This is a genomic window from Nocardioides sp. 31GB23 (assembly GCF_040012395.1).
GTDB classification, from domain to species: Bacteria; Actinomycetota; Actinomycetes; order Propionibacteriales; family Nocardioidaceae; genus Nocardioides; species Nocardioides salarius.
Map to the genome: position 1 here is coordinate 1 of NZ_JBDYKJ010000019.1, position 14,667 is coordinate 14,667.

General features: G+C 74.0%; 12 protein-coding genes. 5 read left to right on the top strand and 7 right to left on the bottom strand.

What is annotated here, in order from left to right; translation table 11 throughout:
• Positions 1–78 precede the first annotated feature (78 nt).
• Complete coding sequence (gene pdxY, locus ABKW28_RS07935) at positions 79–930, bottom strand: pyridoxal kinase PdxY (protein ID WP_348608026.1); 852 nt, start codon at positions 928–930, stop codon at positions 79–81.
• A 152-nt stretch (positions 931–1,082) separates the two neighbouring features.
• Here pdxY and ABKW28_RS07940 point away from each other — a divergent pair, with 152 nt between their 5' ends.
• Positions 1,083–2,711, top strand: coding sequence for a GMC family oxidoreductase N-terminal domain-containing protein (locus ABKW28_RS07940; protein ID WP_193668558.1), 1,629 nt, complete (start codon positions 1,083–1,085; stop codon positions 2,709–2,711).
• Positions 2,712–2,714: 3 nt separating this feature from the next.
• Positions 2,715–4,274, top strand: coding sequence for a succinic semialdehyde dehydrogenase (locus ABKW28_RS07945; protein ID WP_348608029.1), 1,560 nt, complete (start codon positions 2,715–2,717; stop codon positions 4,272–4,274).
• A gap of 66 nt (positions 4,275–4,340) precedes the next feature.
• On the opposite strand, the gene ABKW28_RS07950 is transcribed toward ABKW28_RS07945, so the two are convergent.
• The gene (locus ABKW28_RS07950) at positions 4,341–5,051 is read right to left on the bottom strand and encodes a uracil-DNA glycosylase (RefSeq protein ID WP_348608032.1); all 711 of its coding nucleotides are present in this window, start codon (positions 5,049–5,051) and stop codon (positions 4,341–4,343) included.
• 44 nt (positions 5,052–5,095) lie between these two features.
• Here ABKW28_RS07950 and ABKW28_RS07955 point away from each other — a divergent pair, with 44 nt between their 5' ends.
• Positions 5,096–5,794 carry a TetR/AcrR family transcriptional regulator gene (locus ABKW28_RS07955; RefSeq protein WP_193668555.1) on the top strand — a complete coding sequence of 233 codons (699 nt, stop codon included), beginning with the start codon at positions 5,096–5,098 and terminating at the stop codon, positions 5,792–5,794.
• Here the strand turns inward: ABKW28_RS07955 and ABKW28_RS07960 are convergent.
• The 4 genes from ABKW28_RS07960 to ABKW28_RS07975 all read right to left on the bottom strand — a co-directional run bounded on the left by ABKW28_RS07960 (position 5,775) and on the right by ABKW28_RS07975 (position 11,378).
• A complete protein-coding gene (locus ABKW28_RS07960; RefSeq protein ID WP_348608035.1) occupies positions 5,775–7,238 on the bottom strand; it encodes an aminotransferase class V-fold PLP-dependent enzyme in 1,464 nt (487 codons plus the stop codon). The genes ABKW28_RS07955 and ABKW28_RS07960 overlap by 20 nt on opposite strands.
• Entirely contained in the window at positions 7,235–8,566 is a 1,332-nt protein-coding gene (locus tag ABKW28_RS07965) for an MFS transporter (protein ID WP_348608038.1), read from the bottom strand. The genes ABKW28_RS07960 and ABKW28_RS07965 overlap by 4 nt, the downstream gene beginning before the upstream one ends.
• Before the next feature lie 41 nt (positions 8,567–8,607).
• The gene (locus tag ABKW28_RS07970; protein WP_348608041.1) at positions 8,608–9,840 is read right to left on the bottom strand and encodes an alpha/beta fold hydrolase; all 1,233 of its coding nucleotides are present in this window, start codon (positions 9,838–9,840) and stop codon (positions 8,608–8,610) included.
• Between the two features lie 101 nt (positions 9,841–9,941).
• Complete coding sequence (locus ABKW28_RS07975; protein ID WP_348608044.1) at positions 9,942–11,378, bottom strand: trehalose-6-phosphate synthase; 1,437 nt, start codon at positions 11,376–11,378, stop codon at positions 9,942–9,944.
• A gap of 134 nt (positions 11,379–11,512) precedes the next feature.
• Here ABKW28_RS07975 and ABKW28_RS07980 point away from each other — a divergent pair, with 134 nt between their 5' ends.
• Complete coding sequence (locus tag ABKW28_RS07980) at positions 11,513–12,865, top strand: sensor domain-containing protein (protein WP_348608047.1); 1,353 nt, start codon at positions 11,513–11,515, stop codon at positions 12,863–12,865.
• Positions 12,862–13,503 (top strand): response regulator transcription factor, encoded by a 642-nt coding sequence (locus tag ABKW28_RS07985; protein WP_193668550.1) that lies wholly within the window; start codon positions 12,862–12,864, stop codon positions 13,501–13,503. The genes ABKW28_RS07980 and ABKW28_RS07985 overlap by 4 nt, the downstream gene beginning before the upstream one ends.
• 42 nt (positions 13,504–13,545) lie before the next feature.
• Here the strand turns inward: ABKW28_RS07985 and ABKW28_RS07990 are convergent, their stop codons facing one another.
• Positions 13,546–14,580 carry a Gfo/Idh/MocA family oxidoreductase gene (locus ABKW28_RS07990; RefSeq protein ID WP_193668549.1) on the bottom strand — a complete coding sequence of 345 codons (1,035 nt, stop codon included), beginning with the start codon at positions 14,578–14,580 and terminating at the stop codon, positions 13,546–13,548.
• Positions 14,581–14,667 lie beyond the last annotated feature (87 nt).

A 14,667-nucleotide genomic window follows, 5' to 3' on the forward strand; every position in this document is an offset into this window, starting at 1 on the left:
ATCCGGGACGGGTCGGCGGGTGATTCGGGCCGACTCGGCGGGAGGTTTGGGCCGGGTCAGCGAGACATTTGCGCCGGGTCAGCGCAGGCGGCGGGCGGTGAAGGTGGCGGGCGGGGTCGCGATCGCGTCCTGCGCGGCGACCAGCTGGATCTCGCGGGTGCCGGCGGCGAGGGTGGCCTCGAGGATGCCGAAGACCGAGGCGGTGGTGCGCTCGAGCGCGGTGCCGGGCGAGCCGGTGCTGCGCAGGTGCGCCAGGTAGAGCGCGGCGGTGACGTCGCCGCAGCCGTTCGGGCTGATCGGCAGCAGGGGAGTGGTGACCGCCCAGGCGCCCGTGTCGGAGACCGCGACGACCTCGAGGTGCTCGGCGGGCACCTCGTCGTGCAGCACGCTGGTGACCAGCACGTCGCGGGGGCCGCGCTCGCGCACGACGTCGACCGCGGCCAGCACCTCGTCGAGCGTGCGGGTCGTGGTGCCGGCCAGGAAGTCGAGCTCGAAGTGGTTGGGGGTGATCACGTCGGCGGCCGGCACGACGGTGTCGCGCATGAACTCGGGGATGCCCGGGCGCACGAACATGCCTCGCCCCACGTCGCCCATCACCGGGTCGCAGCAGTAGACGGCGTCGGGGTTGAGCTCCTTGACGCGCGCCACGGTGTCGAGGACGACGGCCCCCACGGCCGGGTCGCCCTGGTAGCCGGAGAGCACGGCGTCGGCGCTGCCGAGCACCCCGCGGTCGTCGATGCCCGCGATCACCTCGCGCACGTCGGCGGGGCCGAGCAGCGGCCCGCGCCAGGCGCCGTACCCGGTGTGGTTGGAGAAGTGCACCGTCAGCACCGGCCACACCTCGTGGCCCAGTCGCTGGAGGGGGAAGACGGCGGCGGAGTTGCCGACGTGGCCGTAGGCGACCGAGGACTGGATCGACAGGATGCGCACCCGGCCATTGTGGCGAGGTGTCCAGTCCGGCGGTGAACCGGAGCAGAAAACTAGAACAAGTTCCATTCGTGCCCTAGTGTGGGCGCCGACACATTCCGTGGGTATGTGAGGCCGTTCGTCGACTCGCACCGCCCGAGCGCATGGAGGCTCCGATGGCCAAGAAGGCACCCAGCAACGAGGCCGACTACGTCGTGGTCGGCTCCGGGAGCTCCGGCGCGACGATCGCGGGTCGGCTCGCGCAGTCGGGTGCGAGCGTCATCGTGCTCGAGGCCGGCAAGAGCGACGAGCAGTTCCTGACGAGGAAGCCCGGCATGATCGGGCCGATGCACGCGGTGCCGCAGATCAAGCGCACCGTCGACTGGGGCTACTACACGACCCCGCAGAAGCACATCCTCGACCGCACGATGCCGGTGCCGCGGGGCAAGGTGCTCGGCGGCTCCAGCTCGATCAACGGCATGGTCTACGTGCGCGGCAACCGGGCCAACTACGACTCGTGGGCGGCCGAGGGCTGCACCGGCTGGGACGCCGACTCGGTCAACCGCGCCTACCGGCGCATGGAGGACTACGAGGGCGGCGCCGACGAGTTCCGTGGCGAGGGCGGCCCCATCCGGGTCACCTACAACAAGGCGCCGCAGGAGGGGTCGCTGCAGTTCCTCGAGGCCACCGCCGACACCGTCGGCGCCCCGGTCCTCGACGACTACAACGGCGCCTCGCAGGAGGGGGTGGCGCGGATGCAGCAGAACGCCGCCGACGGCCTGCGCTACTCCGCCTCCCGCGGCTACATCCACCACCTCGCGCCCCCGACGCTCGAGGTCCAGTCGCGGGTGCTGGCCACCAGGGTCGTCATCGACAACGGTCGTGCCACCGGCGTGGTGGTGCGCGACAAGGACGGCACCAGCCGCACCGTCCGGGCCGCCAAGGAGGTCATCCTCTCCGCCGGCTTCGTGGGCTCGGCCCAGCTGCTGATGCTCTCGGGCGTGGGCCACGCCCAGCACCTGCGCGACCAGGGCATCGAGGTGGTCGCCGACCTCCCGGTGGGCGACAACCTGCACGACCACCTCTTCCACGCCCTGACCTTCCACGCCACGTCGTCGGCGCTGCGCGGCAGCGCCACCTTCTTCGGCAAGGGCGTGGCCAAGGAGGTCCTGCGACCGGGGTCGACGTTCCTGGCGAACTCCGTCTTCGAGGTGCTGGCCTTCCTGCAGACCTCGCAGGCCACCGGCGGCATCCCCGACCTGCAGCTGCACCTGCTGCCCTGGGCCTACGTCTCGCCCAACCAGGACGCCCCGGTGCGCCACGACGTCGACCAGCGCCCGGCGCTCACGGTGCTGAGCACCCTGATCTACCCCCGCAGCCGCGGGACGCTGCGCCTGGCCTCGGCCGACCCCACCGCGGCGCCGCTGATCGACCCGCAGTACCTCGCCGAGCCCGCCGACCTCGACCTGCTCGTCGAGGGCTCCGAGATCACCCGCGAGATCTTGGCCAACAAGGCCTTCCGCGGCGCGGTGAAGAGCGAGATCCACCCCGGCTCGCACCTGCGCGGCAGCGAGCTGCGCCAGGAGATCCTCAACCGCGCCACGTCGGTCTACCACGGCGTGGGCACCTGCCGGATGGGCGTCGACGAGCTCGCCGTCGTCGACCCCGAGCTGCGGGTGCGCGGGGTCGAGGGCCTGCGGGTCTGCGACGCCTCGATCATGCCGTCGATCACCGGCGGCAACACCAACGCGCCGGCCATCATGATCGGCGAGCGCGGCGCCGACCTCGTGCTGGGCCGGGGCTGAGCGATGAGCCTGCAGCGACCCACCGTCCTGACCGACGACTTCATGCGTGGCCTGGTGGCCCGGGTGCCCTCGACCTCGGGCGGCACCTGGAAGCTGACCGAGGTCTACACCGGCGAGCACCTCGTCGACCTGCCGCAGTCGACCCCCGCCGACATCGAGCGCGCCTTCGCCACCGCGCGCGAGGCCCAGCGCGCCTGGGCGGCCACCCCGCTGCGCCGCCGGCTGGCGGTCTTCAAGCGGGCCCACGAGATCTTCGTGGCCAACGCGCTGACCACCGCCGACCTCATCCAGGCCGAGAGCGGCAAGAACCGCCGGATGGCCGTCGAGGAGTCCTGCGACCCGCCGATGGTGATGAGCCACTACCTCAAGCGGGCGCCGCGGCTGCTCGCCCCCAAGCGGCACGGCGGCCCGGTGCCGGTGGTCTCGCACTCCACCGAGATCCGCCAGCCCAAGGGTGTCGTCGGCATCATCGCGCCCTGGAACTTCCCCTTCGCCACCGGCATCTCCGACGCGATCCCGGCACTGATGGCCGGCAACGCCGTCGTGCTCAAGCCCGACAACAAGACCGCGCTCTCCCCGCTGCACGGCATCGCGATGCTCGAGCAGGCCGGGCTGCCCGAGGGGCTCTTCCAGGTGGTCTGCGGGGAGGGACCCGACGTCGGGCCCACGCTCATCGACAACGCGTCGTACGTCATGTTCACCGGGAGCACCGCGACCGGGCGCACCATCGGCGAGCGGGCCGGTCGCAACCTGATCGGCGCCTGCCTGGAGCTGGGCGGCAAGAACCCGCAGATCGTGCTCGACGACGTCGACGCCGAGGAGTGGGTGACCAGCACGCTGTTCGGCGTCTTCGGCAACACCGGGCAGATCTGCATGCACATCGAGCGCATCTACCTGCCCGACAGCCGCTACGACGAGCTGAAGCAGAAGTTCGTGCGGGCCGCGGCGGCGCTCGACGTGCGCGCGGCCTACGACTTCGGGCCCGAGGTCGGCTCCCTGGTCTCGGTCGACCAGATGCACCGGGTGCTCTCGCACGTCGAGGACGCGGTGGCCAAGGGCGCGACGGTGCTGACCGGCGGGCGCCCACGCCCCGACCTCGGCCCGGCGTTCTTCGAGCCGACCGTGCTCGAGGGCGTGACCACCGACATGCTCTGCGGGGTCACCGAGACCTTCGGGCCCGTGGTCGCCCTGCACCGCTACCGCAGCGTCGACGAGGCGGTGGCACTGGCCAACGACACCGACTACGGCCTCAACGCCTCGGTCTGGGGCAGCGACCTGGAGCGCGCCCAGGCCGTCGCGGCGCGCATCGAGTCGGGCAACGTCAACGTCAACGACGCGCTGGCCACGGCGTACGCCTCGAAGTCGACGCCGTCGGGCGGGGTCAAGCAGTCGGGGGTCGGGGCGCGCCACGGCGACCAGGGGCTGCTGAAGTACACCGACGTGCAGAACCTGGCGGTGCTCAAGAAGCAGGTCCTCGGCCCGCGGCCGGGCCAGGACTACGACGCCTACGTCAAGCAGATGCTGAGCGGGCTGCGGATGATGCGGCGCACGCGACTGCGCTGAGCGGCTGCCGGTCCGGGCCGGGTCGACGCGAGATCCAGGCCGGGTCGGCGCGAAGTCTGGGCCGGGTCAGGGTGAGATCTGGGCCGGGTCGGCCGGGAGGGTCCAGTCGACCGGAGCGCCGCCCTGCTCGACCAGCAGCCGGTCGACCTGGGAGAAGGGCCGCGAGCCGAGGAAGCCCTTGTGCGCCGACAGGGGCGAGGGGTGCGCCGACGAGACGACCGGCACCGACCCGAGGTGGCGGCGCAGCCCGCCCGCCTTGGCCCCCCACAGCAGCGCGACGAGCGGACCACCGCGCGCCGCCAGCGCCCGCACCGCCTGGTCGGTGACCTGCTCCCAGCCCAGGCCGCGGTGCGAGTCGGAGACGCCCGCGCCGACGCTGAGCACCCGGTTGAGCAGCATCACCCCGGCGTCGGCCCAGGCGGTCAGGTCGCCGTGGACCGGGGCCTGGTGGCCGAGGTCGTCCTCGAGCTCGCGGTAGATGTTCGCCAGGCTGCGCGGCACCGGACGGATCGCCGCGTCGACCGAGAAGGACAGGCCCACGGGGTGCCCGGGCGTCGGGTAGGGGTCCTGGCCCACCAGCAGCACCCGCACCTGGCCCAGCGGGCGCTCGAAGGCCCGGAAGAGCCGGTCCTCGTCGGGCAGCCAGGCCCGTCCGGCGGCGCTCTCGGCGCGCAGGACCTCCTGCACCTGCTCGACCTGCCGGGCCACCGGCTCCAGGGCCTGCGCCCAGTCGGGAGCCATCCGGCCCTGGTCCACCAGCCTCGTCAACGCACTCATGACGCCGACGCTACGTCGTGGGACCGCGGCCTACACTGCGCCGCATGGCAGCGGGACGAGCACGGGAGCAGCGCGCGGAGCCCGCGGAGGGGACCGATCCGGCCCTGGGAGCGGTACGCCGCGTGCCCACGCAGGCGCGCAGCCGCCAGCGGGTCGGGGCGATCCTCGACGCTGCCGAGGCGCTGGTGCTCGAGCACGGGGTCGAGGCACTGACGACGCGGGCGATCGCCCAGCGCGCGGGCGTGCCCGTCGCCTCGCTCTACCAGTACTTCGGTGACAAGGAGGCCGTGCTGCTCGCGCTGGCCGGGCGCGACATGGCGGAGATGGACGAGCAGGTCGCCGCCGACCTGGCCGCGCTCGAGGAGCTCAGCGTGGCCACGGTGGTGCGCACGGCCATGGCGGCCTTCGTGACCGTCTACCGGCGCCGGGCCGCCTTCGTCGAGATCTACCTGCGCGGTCGCGGCAACGCCGCCGTCGCCCGCTTCGGGCGCGCCCACAACATCCGGATCGCCGCGACGCTGCGCGGCTTCGCGCTCGAGCACGGGCTGTGCCGTGACGACCTCAGCCCCGCGGCCGCCGAGCTGGCCGTCGAGGTCGGCGACCGGGTCTTCCAGCTCGCCCACGAGCACGACGCCGACGGCGACGCGCTGCTGGTCGAGGAGGGCGTGCTGATGATGACCGCCTACCTCGAGCGCTACGCCACGACCGCCGGGCTCGAGGGGGTCAGGACGACGGTCGGCTGAGCCGGTCGAGGAAGGCGATCATCAGCGCCTCGCGCATCTCGGGGGTGGCCAGGTCGAGCATCGCGTTGACCTCGGCCATCCGCTCGGGCAGCGCGATCGCGCCGCCGGCCCCGCCGTCACCGGCGAGCCCGGCGGCGACCAGCAGCGCGTCGAGGTCGGCGTCGCCCAGACCGGCCGGGTCCAGGGCGGCGATCACCGCGGCCACCTCGGGGTCCACGCGCACCGGCCCGAAGGCGCGCGCGGCCGCCACCGAGGCGGCCAGGGCCGCGACGAGCTCGTCGACGTGGGCCAGGGTCGCGGCCGAGAACGACAGGTGGATCGTCGCGGGCGCCCCGGCGTAGGACAGCTGCGGCTGCACGTGCCAGCCGCGGGCGGCCATCTCGTCGCAGACGGTGAAGGGGTCGAGGTCGTCGTCGGTGCCGAGCACCAGCAGCGTCGCGTCGGGCGGCGCGACCACCCGCAGCCCGGCCAGCCCGGCCACCGCGGCCACGACCCGGTCGGTCGCCTCCAGGGCCTGCGCGGTCAGCTGCTCGTAGCCCGCGTCTCCGAGCAGCTGCACCACGCTCCACGCACCCGCCAGCGGCCCGCCCGACTTCGTCGACTGCAGCGTCGAGTTCAGCATCGTGTAGCCCGGCCAGCGGGCCGAGGAGAACAGCTGGGGGCGCCGGTGCGCGCTGGTGCGGTGCAGCAGCAGGGAGGTGCCCTTGGGGGCGTAGCCGTACTTGTGCAGGTCGACCGAGACCGAGGTGACGCCCTCGACCGCGAACGACCAGGGCGGCACCTCGCGCCCCAGCCGCGCGGCGTACCCCAGGACCCAGCCGCCGATGCAGGCGTCGACGTGGCAGCGCACCCCGCGGGCCGCGGCGGCGGCCGCCACGGCCGGCACCGGGTCGACGACGCCGTGCGCGTACGACGGCGCGCTGGTCACCACGAGCACCGTGCGCTCGTCGATGGCCGCGGCCATCGCCGCGGGGTCGGCGCGGTGGTCGTCGCCGGTGGGCACCACGACCATCTCGACGCCGAAGTAGTGCGCGGCCTTGTGGAAGGCCGGGTGGGCGGTGTCGGGCAGCACCATCCGGGGCCCGACCACGTCGGGGCGGGAGTCGCGGGCGGACTGCACGGCCAGCAGGCACGACTCGGTGCCGCCGGAGGTGACCGTGCCCACCGCGCCGTCGGGCGCGTCGAGCAGCCGCAGCCCGGCGGCGACCAGGTCGTTCTCCATCTGCAGCAGGCTGGGGAACGCGGTCGGGTCGAGCCCGTTGGACCCGGCGAAGGCGGCCACCGCCTCGCGCGCCACCCGGTCGACCTCGTCGAGGCCGGAGTCGTAGACGTAGGCGAGGGTGCGTCCGCTGTGCACCGGGAGGTCCTGGGACTGCAGGTGCGCCAGCCGCTCGCGGACCTCCGCGGGGGTGCTGGGGGGAGTGCTCGTCGTCGTGCGGGTCACGCGTCCACGTCCTTCGCCTCGATGCGGTACCGGACCAGCCAGACCAGGCTGGCCAGGGTCAGTGCGGCCGGGAGCAGCGAGAAGCCCCAGGTGATGGCCGAGAGGGCCGAGTCGGGCTGCACCACGCCACCGCCCTGGCTGGAGACGTAGCCGCCCAGGGCCAGCACCACCGCGAAGGCGGCCGGGCCCAGCGCCAGCCCGAGGGTCTCGCCGGCCGTCCAGACGCCGGTGTAGACGCCGGCGCGGTTGCTGCCCGTGCGCCGCGCGTCGACCGCCGCCGCGTCGGGCAGCATCGCCAGCGGGAAGACCTGGCAGCCGGCGTAGCCCACCCCGACGAGCGCGACCGCGGCGAAGACCAGCCCCGGCGGCGCGACCCGCGCGGTCGAGGCGAGCAGGGCGCCGCAGGCCAGCACCACGGAGGCGGCCAGGTAGCCGTGCTTCTTGCCGACCCGTGCGCCCAGCCACGACCAGGCGGGGGTCAGCACCAGCGCCGGGCCCACGAAGCAGACGAAGAGGATCGTGGCCGCGCCGTCGCGGCCCAGCACCTCGCCGGCCAGGTAGTCGACCCCGGCGAGCATACAGCCGGTGGCCAGCGCCTGCAGCACGAAGGTGGTCAGCAGCAGCCGGAAGTCACGAGCCGCCGCCACCACGCGCAGCTGCTCGCGCAGCCCTCCCGGGCTCGGCTCGAGCACCGCGGTCGGTGCGCCCCGGGTGCCCCGGTAGGCCGCCAGCGCGCCGGTGGCGATGATCACCGCCATCACCACGCCCATCACCCGGTAGCCGTCGCGCCCGCCGACCAGGTCGCGGATCAGGGGCGCGCTCGCGCCGGCGACCATGATGGTCAGCGCCAGGATCGCCACCCGCCAGGTCATCAGCCGGGTCCGCTCGTCGTACGACGACGTCAGCTCGGCGGGCATCGCGACGTAGGGCACCTGGAAGAACGCGTACGCCGTCGCCGCGGCCAGGAAGCAGACCAGCACCCAGCCGGTCTCGACCACGCGCGAGTCGACGTCGGGGCCGGCGAAGACCAGCGCGAAGGTGGCCGCCAGGGCCAGCCCGGCCCGCAGCAGCCACGGCCGGCGCGGGCCGCGGGGGTCGCGGGTGCGGTCGCTGATGCGGCCCGCGACCGGGTTCAGCACGACGTCCCAGGCCTTGGGCGCGAAGACCACGAAGCCGGCGACCAGGGCGGCGACGCCCAGCTCGTCGGTCAGGTAGGGCAGCAGCATCAGCCCCGGCACGGTGCCGAAGGCGCCGGTGGCCACCGAGCCCGCGCCGTAGCCGAGGCGGACCCGGGTGGGCAGGCGCGTGGGGCTGGTGGCCGTCGACATGCGCCGCACGCTAGCGGCCCGCGAGCCCTCGCGGAGGCGGTTCAGCGCGACAGCGAGCGCGAGCCCCCCGACCCGTAGCGGCGCTGCGGGTTGGCGCCGATCGACTCCCTGGTGGCGGCCGTCCGCCTGGCCGGTGCCTTCTTGGCCGCTGCCCTCTTCGCCGGGGCCTTTCTGGCCGGCGTCACCGTCGGCTCCGCGTCCGGGGTGGACCACTCGGCCACCCACGCGTCGAGCACCCGCCAGGTGGTCTCGCGGGCCGCGCGACCGGTGAGCATGCCGAGGTGGCCGCCGGGCACGATCTCGAAGCGGACGTCGGGCGAGCCGGCGAGCAGCGGCACCAGCGCCTTGACCGCGGGCACCGGGGCGATGCCGTCGGTCGAGCCCCCGAAGACCAGCACCGGCACGTCGATGCGACCCAGGTCGATGGTGCGGTCGTCGAGCTCGAAGGTGCCCGTGCGCAGCACGTTGCCCTTGAGGAAGCGGTGGTAGAGCTGCCCGAAGGTGCGGCCGGGGTAGGCGATCATGCCGGCGGTGAACCGGTCGACGGCCTCGATCTGGGCCAGGAAGTCGGCGTCGTCGAGGTGGGTGGCCAGGGCGAGCGGCTTGGTGACGAGCTTCTGGAACGAGGAGAGCTGGAAGGCCCACTTCACCAGCGGCTTCGGCGCTCCGCCCATCGCCTGGTAGGCCCGGGTGACGGCGCCGCGACCGGCCGTGGGGTTGAGCTGGAGCAGCGGGCGCAGCGGCGCCACGATCGGCACCAACGAGGTGTCGACCGGGGAGCCCAGCACCGTGACCGAGGCGATCGGCAGGTCGGGGGAGTCCGCCGCGGTGAGCATCGAGAAGATGCCGCCCAGGCTCCAGCCGACGACGTGCACCGGCCGCCCGCCGGCGTGGGCCGAGGTCTCACGGATGGCGGAGGGGACCACCTCGTCGACCCAGTGCTCGAGCCCGAGGTTGCGGTTGCGGAAGGACACCTCGCCGTACTCCACGAGGTAGGTGGGCCGGCCCCCGGTCACGAAGTGCTGCACCAGCGAGCACCCGCGGCGCAGGTCGTAGCAGGTCGAGGGCGCCGCCAGCGGGGTCACCAGCAGCACCGGGTCGCCGACCTGCTTGGTCGTGGCCGCCGGCCGGTAGTGGTAGACCTCGCGCAGCTCGCCGTCGTCGATCAGCGTGCGCGGCATCGGGCGCAGGTCGGCGATGCCGCCGTACAGCACCTTGTGCGCCACGTTGCTGGCCGCCGACACCACCTGGTCGGGCTTGGGGATCAGGTCCACGATCCACCTCCTGCCCCGCAAACTACCCCGGCACCCGTGAGTTACGGGTGGCCCGCGCCACCCCTGCCCGCCAGGGCCGGGCGGAGGGGCGGGACGGCGGGTCAGGAGCGGCGGGCCGGGCGGACCGCCTTGCCGTGGGTGCCGACGTCGGAGAGCTCGGTCATGAACGAGTCGGCCCACGCGGCCACGTCGTGCTGGGTCACCGTGCGCCGCATCGCCCTCATCCGGCGCGTGGTCTCCTTCGACTCCGCCCGGTAGGCCTCGAGCAGCGCGCTCTTCATGCCGTTGATGTCGTAGGGGTTGACCAGCCAGGCCTGGCGCAGCTCGTCGGCGGCGCCGGCGAACTCCGAGAGCACCAGCGCGCCGTCGTCGTTGAAGCGGCAGGCGACGTACTCCTTGGCGACCAGGTTCATGCCGTCGCGGTAGGGCGTGACGACCATGACGTCGGCGGCGCGGTAGAGCGCCGCCATCTCCTCGCGCGGGTAGGAGGAGTGCAGGTAGGAGATGGCCGGGCGGCCGATGCGGCCCAGGTCGCCGTTGATGCGCCCCACGAGCCGGTCGATCTCGTCGCGCAGGATGCGGTACTGCTCGACCTGCTCGCGGCTGGGCACCGCGACCTGCACGAAGACGGCGTCCTCGACGTCGAAGTGGCCGTCGTCGATGAGCTCGCTGAAGGCCCGCAGCCGCGCGAAGATGCCCTTGGTGTAGTCGAGGCGGTCGATGCCCAGGAAGATCTTGCGCGGGTTGCCCAGCGCCTCCCGGATCTCCCTCGAGCGCTCGGCGACCGGCTCCGAGCGCGCCATCTCCTCGAAGCCGGCGGCGTCGATCGAGATCGGGAACGGCCGCGCCCGCACGGTGCGCCCGTCGGGCAGGTAGACCAGGTCGCGGTGGGTCTTGTGGCCGACCCGCTGGCGCACCAGCCGCACGAAGTTCTGCGCGCCACCGGGCATCTGGAAGCCGACCAGGTCGGCGCCGAGCAGGCCCTCGAGGATCTGCCGGCGCCAGGGCAGCTGCTGGAAGAGCTCGCCGGGCGGGAAGGGGATGTGCAGGTAGAAGCCGATGCGCAGGTCGGGGCGCAGGTCGCGCAGCATCTGCGGCACCAGCTGCAGCTGGTAGTCGTGCACCCACACCGTGGCGCCCTCGTTGGCCAGCGACGTGGCCTTCTCCGCGAAGCGCTGGTTGACCGAGACGTAGGAGTCCCACCACTCCCGGTGGAACTCCGGCTTGGCGACCAGGTCGTGGTAGAGCGGCCACAGGGTGCCGTTGGAGAAGCCCTCGTAGAACCCCTCGATGTCGGCCTGGCTCATCGTCATCGGCACCAGCTCGAGCCCGTCGTGCTCGAACGGCTCGAGGTCCTGGTCGGTGCCGCCGGGCCAGCCGATCCACACGCCGTGGTTGGCGCGCATCACCGGCTCGATGGCCGTCACCAGGCCGCCGGGGGAGGTGCGCCACCCCTTGGAGCCGTCGGGCAGCGCCACGCGGTCCACGGGCAGGCGGTTGGCGACGATCACGAGGTCGTAGGACGCGGGGGAGGGCACGGCCCGACCCTAGTCACCCGTGCCAGCCCCGCGCGTCGTCCGGTGGGGTGGTGGTGAGGTGTCGGGCCGGCCCCACCCGGGTTGTCGGGCTGGCAGGATCGTGACCGGCGCCCGAGCAGGGTTGCCTGGAGACCATGACCACCCAGACCACCAGCGAGATCCCGAGCCCGCCACCCATGTCGTACGACGCCCCCGCACCGCCGGCCCGGCCCGGACCCGGGCGGCGGCTGCTCCTGGACTCGGCGTACGCGCTGAGCGCCTTCTTCGTGGCGCTGCCGGCCTTCGTGCTCGCAGTCGTGCTGCTCTCCGCCGGCCTGGGCCTCGTGCTCGTCGTCGGCGGAGTGCTGCTGCTGAGCCTGGCGACCCAGGTCGCGCGCGGCGTGGCGCACCTGGAGCGCCACCGGCTGCGCACGCTGCAGCGGCGCCCGGCCCCCGCGCCGGTGCACCTGGCGCCGCTCCCATCGGCCGGCTTCTGGCGGCGGATGCTCACGCCGCTGCGCGACCCGCAGTCGTGGCTCGACGTGGCCTGGTCGCTGGTCGGGCTGGTCACCGGCACGCTCGCCTTCGCCGTGACGATCGCCTGGTGGGGGGTCGCCCTGGGCGGGCTGACCTACTGGGCCTGGCAGGGGTTCCTCCCCGACTCCGACGACGACCAGGGGCTGGCCGAGCTCCTGGGGCTGGGCGAGGGCAGGCTCGCCGAGAGCCTGCTCCAGCTGGTGCTGGGCGTGGTGGCGCTGCTCACCCTGCCGCTGGTGGTGCGGCTGGTAGCGCTGGTGCACGGCGGCACGGCCGCGCTGCTGCTGTGCGGCCGCGCCGAGCTGCAGTCGCAGGTGCGCCGGGTCGAGGGTGGTCGCGACGCCGCTCGGAAGGCCGAGGCCCAGGCGCTGCGCCGGCTCGAGCGCGACATCCACGACGGCCCGCAGCAGCGCCTGGTGCGGCTCGGCATGGACCTGGCGCGGGCCCGTCGCCAGCTGGAGCGCGATCCCGACCGGGTGCCCGAGATCCTCGACGGCGCGCTGGTGCAGGCCCGCGAGGCCGTGGAGGAGCTGCGCTCGCTCTCGCGCGGCATCGCCCCGCCGCTGCTGGTCGACCGCGGGCTGGCGGCCGCGCTGGCCGAGCTGGTCGAGCTCAGCGGCGTGCCGGTCGCGGCCGATGTGCGGCTGCCCGGCGACCTGGCCCTGGCCCCGCACGTCGAGACCGCGGTCTACTTCGTGTGCGCCGAGGCGCTGACCAACGTCAACAAGCACAGCGGCGCCGCCCGGGCGCGGCTGCTGGTGCACGCCGACGACGAGGCGGTGGAGGTGCTGGTGCACGACGACGGGACCGGCGGGGCCCACGTGTCCAAGGGCCTGGGCCTGGCCGGCCTGCAGCAGCGGCTGGCCGGGGTCGACGGCGAGCTGGCGGTGCGCTCGCCGGTGGGCGGCCCGACCGAGGTGCGCGCCCGCGTGCCCCGGGGGCGGCCCGCGGCGGGGGAGGCCGGCCCGTGAGGATCGTGCTGGCCGACGACTCGCTGCTGCTGCGCCAGGGCATGCAGCTGCTTCTGGCCGAGGAGGGCCACGAGGTCGTCGCCGCGGTGGGCGACGGGCCCGCGTTCGTCGCGGCGCTGCTCGAGCACCGGCCCGACCTCGGGGTCGTCGACGTGCGGATGCCCCCGACCCACACCGACGAGGGCCTGCGTGCCGCGGTGCAGGCACGTCGCTCCTGGCCCGGGGCGCGGGTGCTGGTGCTCTCCCAGTACGTCGAGGTCTCCTACGCCGACGAGCTGCTCGGCCCGGGCGAGGAGGGGGTGGGCTACCTGCTCAAGGACCGGGTCAGCGACCTCGACGACTTCCTGGCCGCGCTGGCCACGGTGGCCACCGGTGGCACCGTGCTCGACCCGATGGTCGTGCGCCAGCTGATGGGCCGGCGGCGCGACCCGCTGGCCGGGCTCACCGTCCGCGAGCGCGAGGTGCTGGCGCTCATGGCCGAGGGCCGGTCCAACGCCTCGGTGGCGGCCGCGCTCGTGGTCAGCTTGGGCGCGGTCGAGAAGCACACGCAGCGGATCTTCGCCAAGCTCGGCCTGCACGCCGACGAGGCCGCCCACCGGCGGGTGCAGGCGGTCGTGCGCTACCTGCAGGCCGGCTGAGCGGGCCGCCCGCAAGCCGCCCGCAAGCCGCCCGCAAGCAGCTCAGTCGTCGGCGGGGTAGCGCACCCCGACCTGGCGGCGTACGTCGTCGAGCTGGCGCATCAGGGTGAGCGTCTGGGAGTGCGGCACCAGCGGGCTCTCGCGCAGCCCCTCGCGCACGCAGCGGCTGACCTCGGCGACCTCGTGTGCGTAGCCGGAGCCGACCACCGGCTCGGCACCGCGGATGTGCAGCGGCTCCTCGCTGCCGCTCTCGTCGTTGGTGGAGCCGTCGGCGAACGGCGTGAAGACCGCCTCGTCGGGGTGGTGGAACTGCCCGCGCAGCTCGATGCGCCCGCGGTCGGTGGCGATGGCGGCCGAGCGGTCCGACCAGGAGGTCATCGAGGCGCTCAGCGTGGCGAGGACGCCGTCGGGGTAGCGGCCCAGCACCGCCACGTCGAGGTCGATGCCGGTGGGCGAGAGCACCGCGTCGGCCTGCAGGCGCTCGGCCTCGCCCAGCAGCAGGTGGGCGAAGGTGAGCGGGTAGATCCCCATGTCCAGCAGCGCCCCGGCGCCCAGGGCGGGGTCGAGGAGGCGGTCGTCGGGCAGGGCGTCGACGCGGAAGCCCAGCTCGGCGCGCAGGGTGCGCGGCCTGCCCAGCTCGCCGGAGGCCAGCCGGTCGCGCAGCTCGCGCACGACCGGGTGGCAGGCGGTCCACATCGCCTCCATCAGGAAGCGGTCGTGGTGGCGGGCCAGTGCCACCATCTCCTCGGCCTGGGCGGCGGTGAGGGTGACGGGCTTCTCGACCATGACGTGCTTGCCGGCCTCGAGCGCCATCCGGACGTGCTCGAGGTGCAGCGCGTGCGGGGAGGCGACGTAGACGACGTCGACGCCCTCGTCGGCGACCAGGTCGGCGTACGACGCGTGGGCCCGCGCCCCGGGGGCGTGCTCGGCGACGAACGCCTGCGCCGACTCGAGCCGGCGCGCCCCGACGGCGACCAGCTCCGAGCCCGGCACCAGCGCCAGGTCGGCGGCGACCTTGCGCGCGATCTTGCCCGTGGTGAGGAAGCCCCACCGCACCGTCTGCTGCTCACTCGTCATGCGCCCCACCCTAGGGACCCCTCGGGTGCCCGCGGGCGCGCGCCGGACACGCCTCGCGGTAATGACACGGGTGTAGTTCGGTGGTCT

Coding starts and splice junctions, on each gene's coding strand:
- ABKW28_RS07965 (WP_348608038.1), bottom strand. CDS start 8,566: ATGTCGACGGCCACCAGCCCCACGCGCCTGCCCACCCGGGTCCGCCTC.
- ABKW28_RS07940 (WP_193668558.1), top strand. CDS start 1,083: ATGGCCAAGAAGGCACCCAGCAACGAGGCCGACTACGTCGTGGTCGGC.
- ABKW28_RS07950 (WP_348608032.1), bottom strand. CDS start 5,051: ATGAGTGCGTTGACGAGGCTGGTGGACCAGGGCCGGATGGCTCCCGAC.
- ABKW28_RS07980 (WP_348608047.1), top strand. CDS start 11,513: ATGACCACCCAGACCACCAGCGAGATCCCGAGCCCGCCACCCATGTCG.
- ABKW28_RS07990 (WP_193668549.1), bottom strand. CDS start 14,580: ATGACGAGTGAGCAGCAGACGGTGCGGTGGGGCTTCCTCACCACGGGC.
- ABKW28_RS07945 (WP_348608029.1), top strand. CDS start 2,715: ATGAGCCTGCAGCGACCCACCGTCCTGACCGACGACTTCATGCGTGGC.
- ABKW28_RS07955 (WP_193668555.1), top strand. CDS start 5,096: ATGGCAGCGGGACGAGCACGGGAGCAGCGCGCGGAGCCCGCGGAGGGG.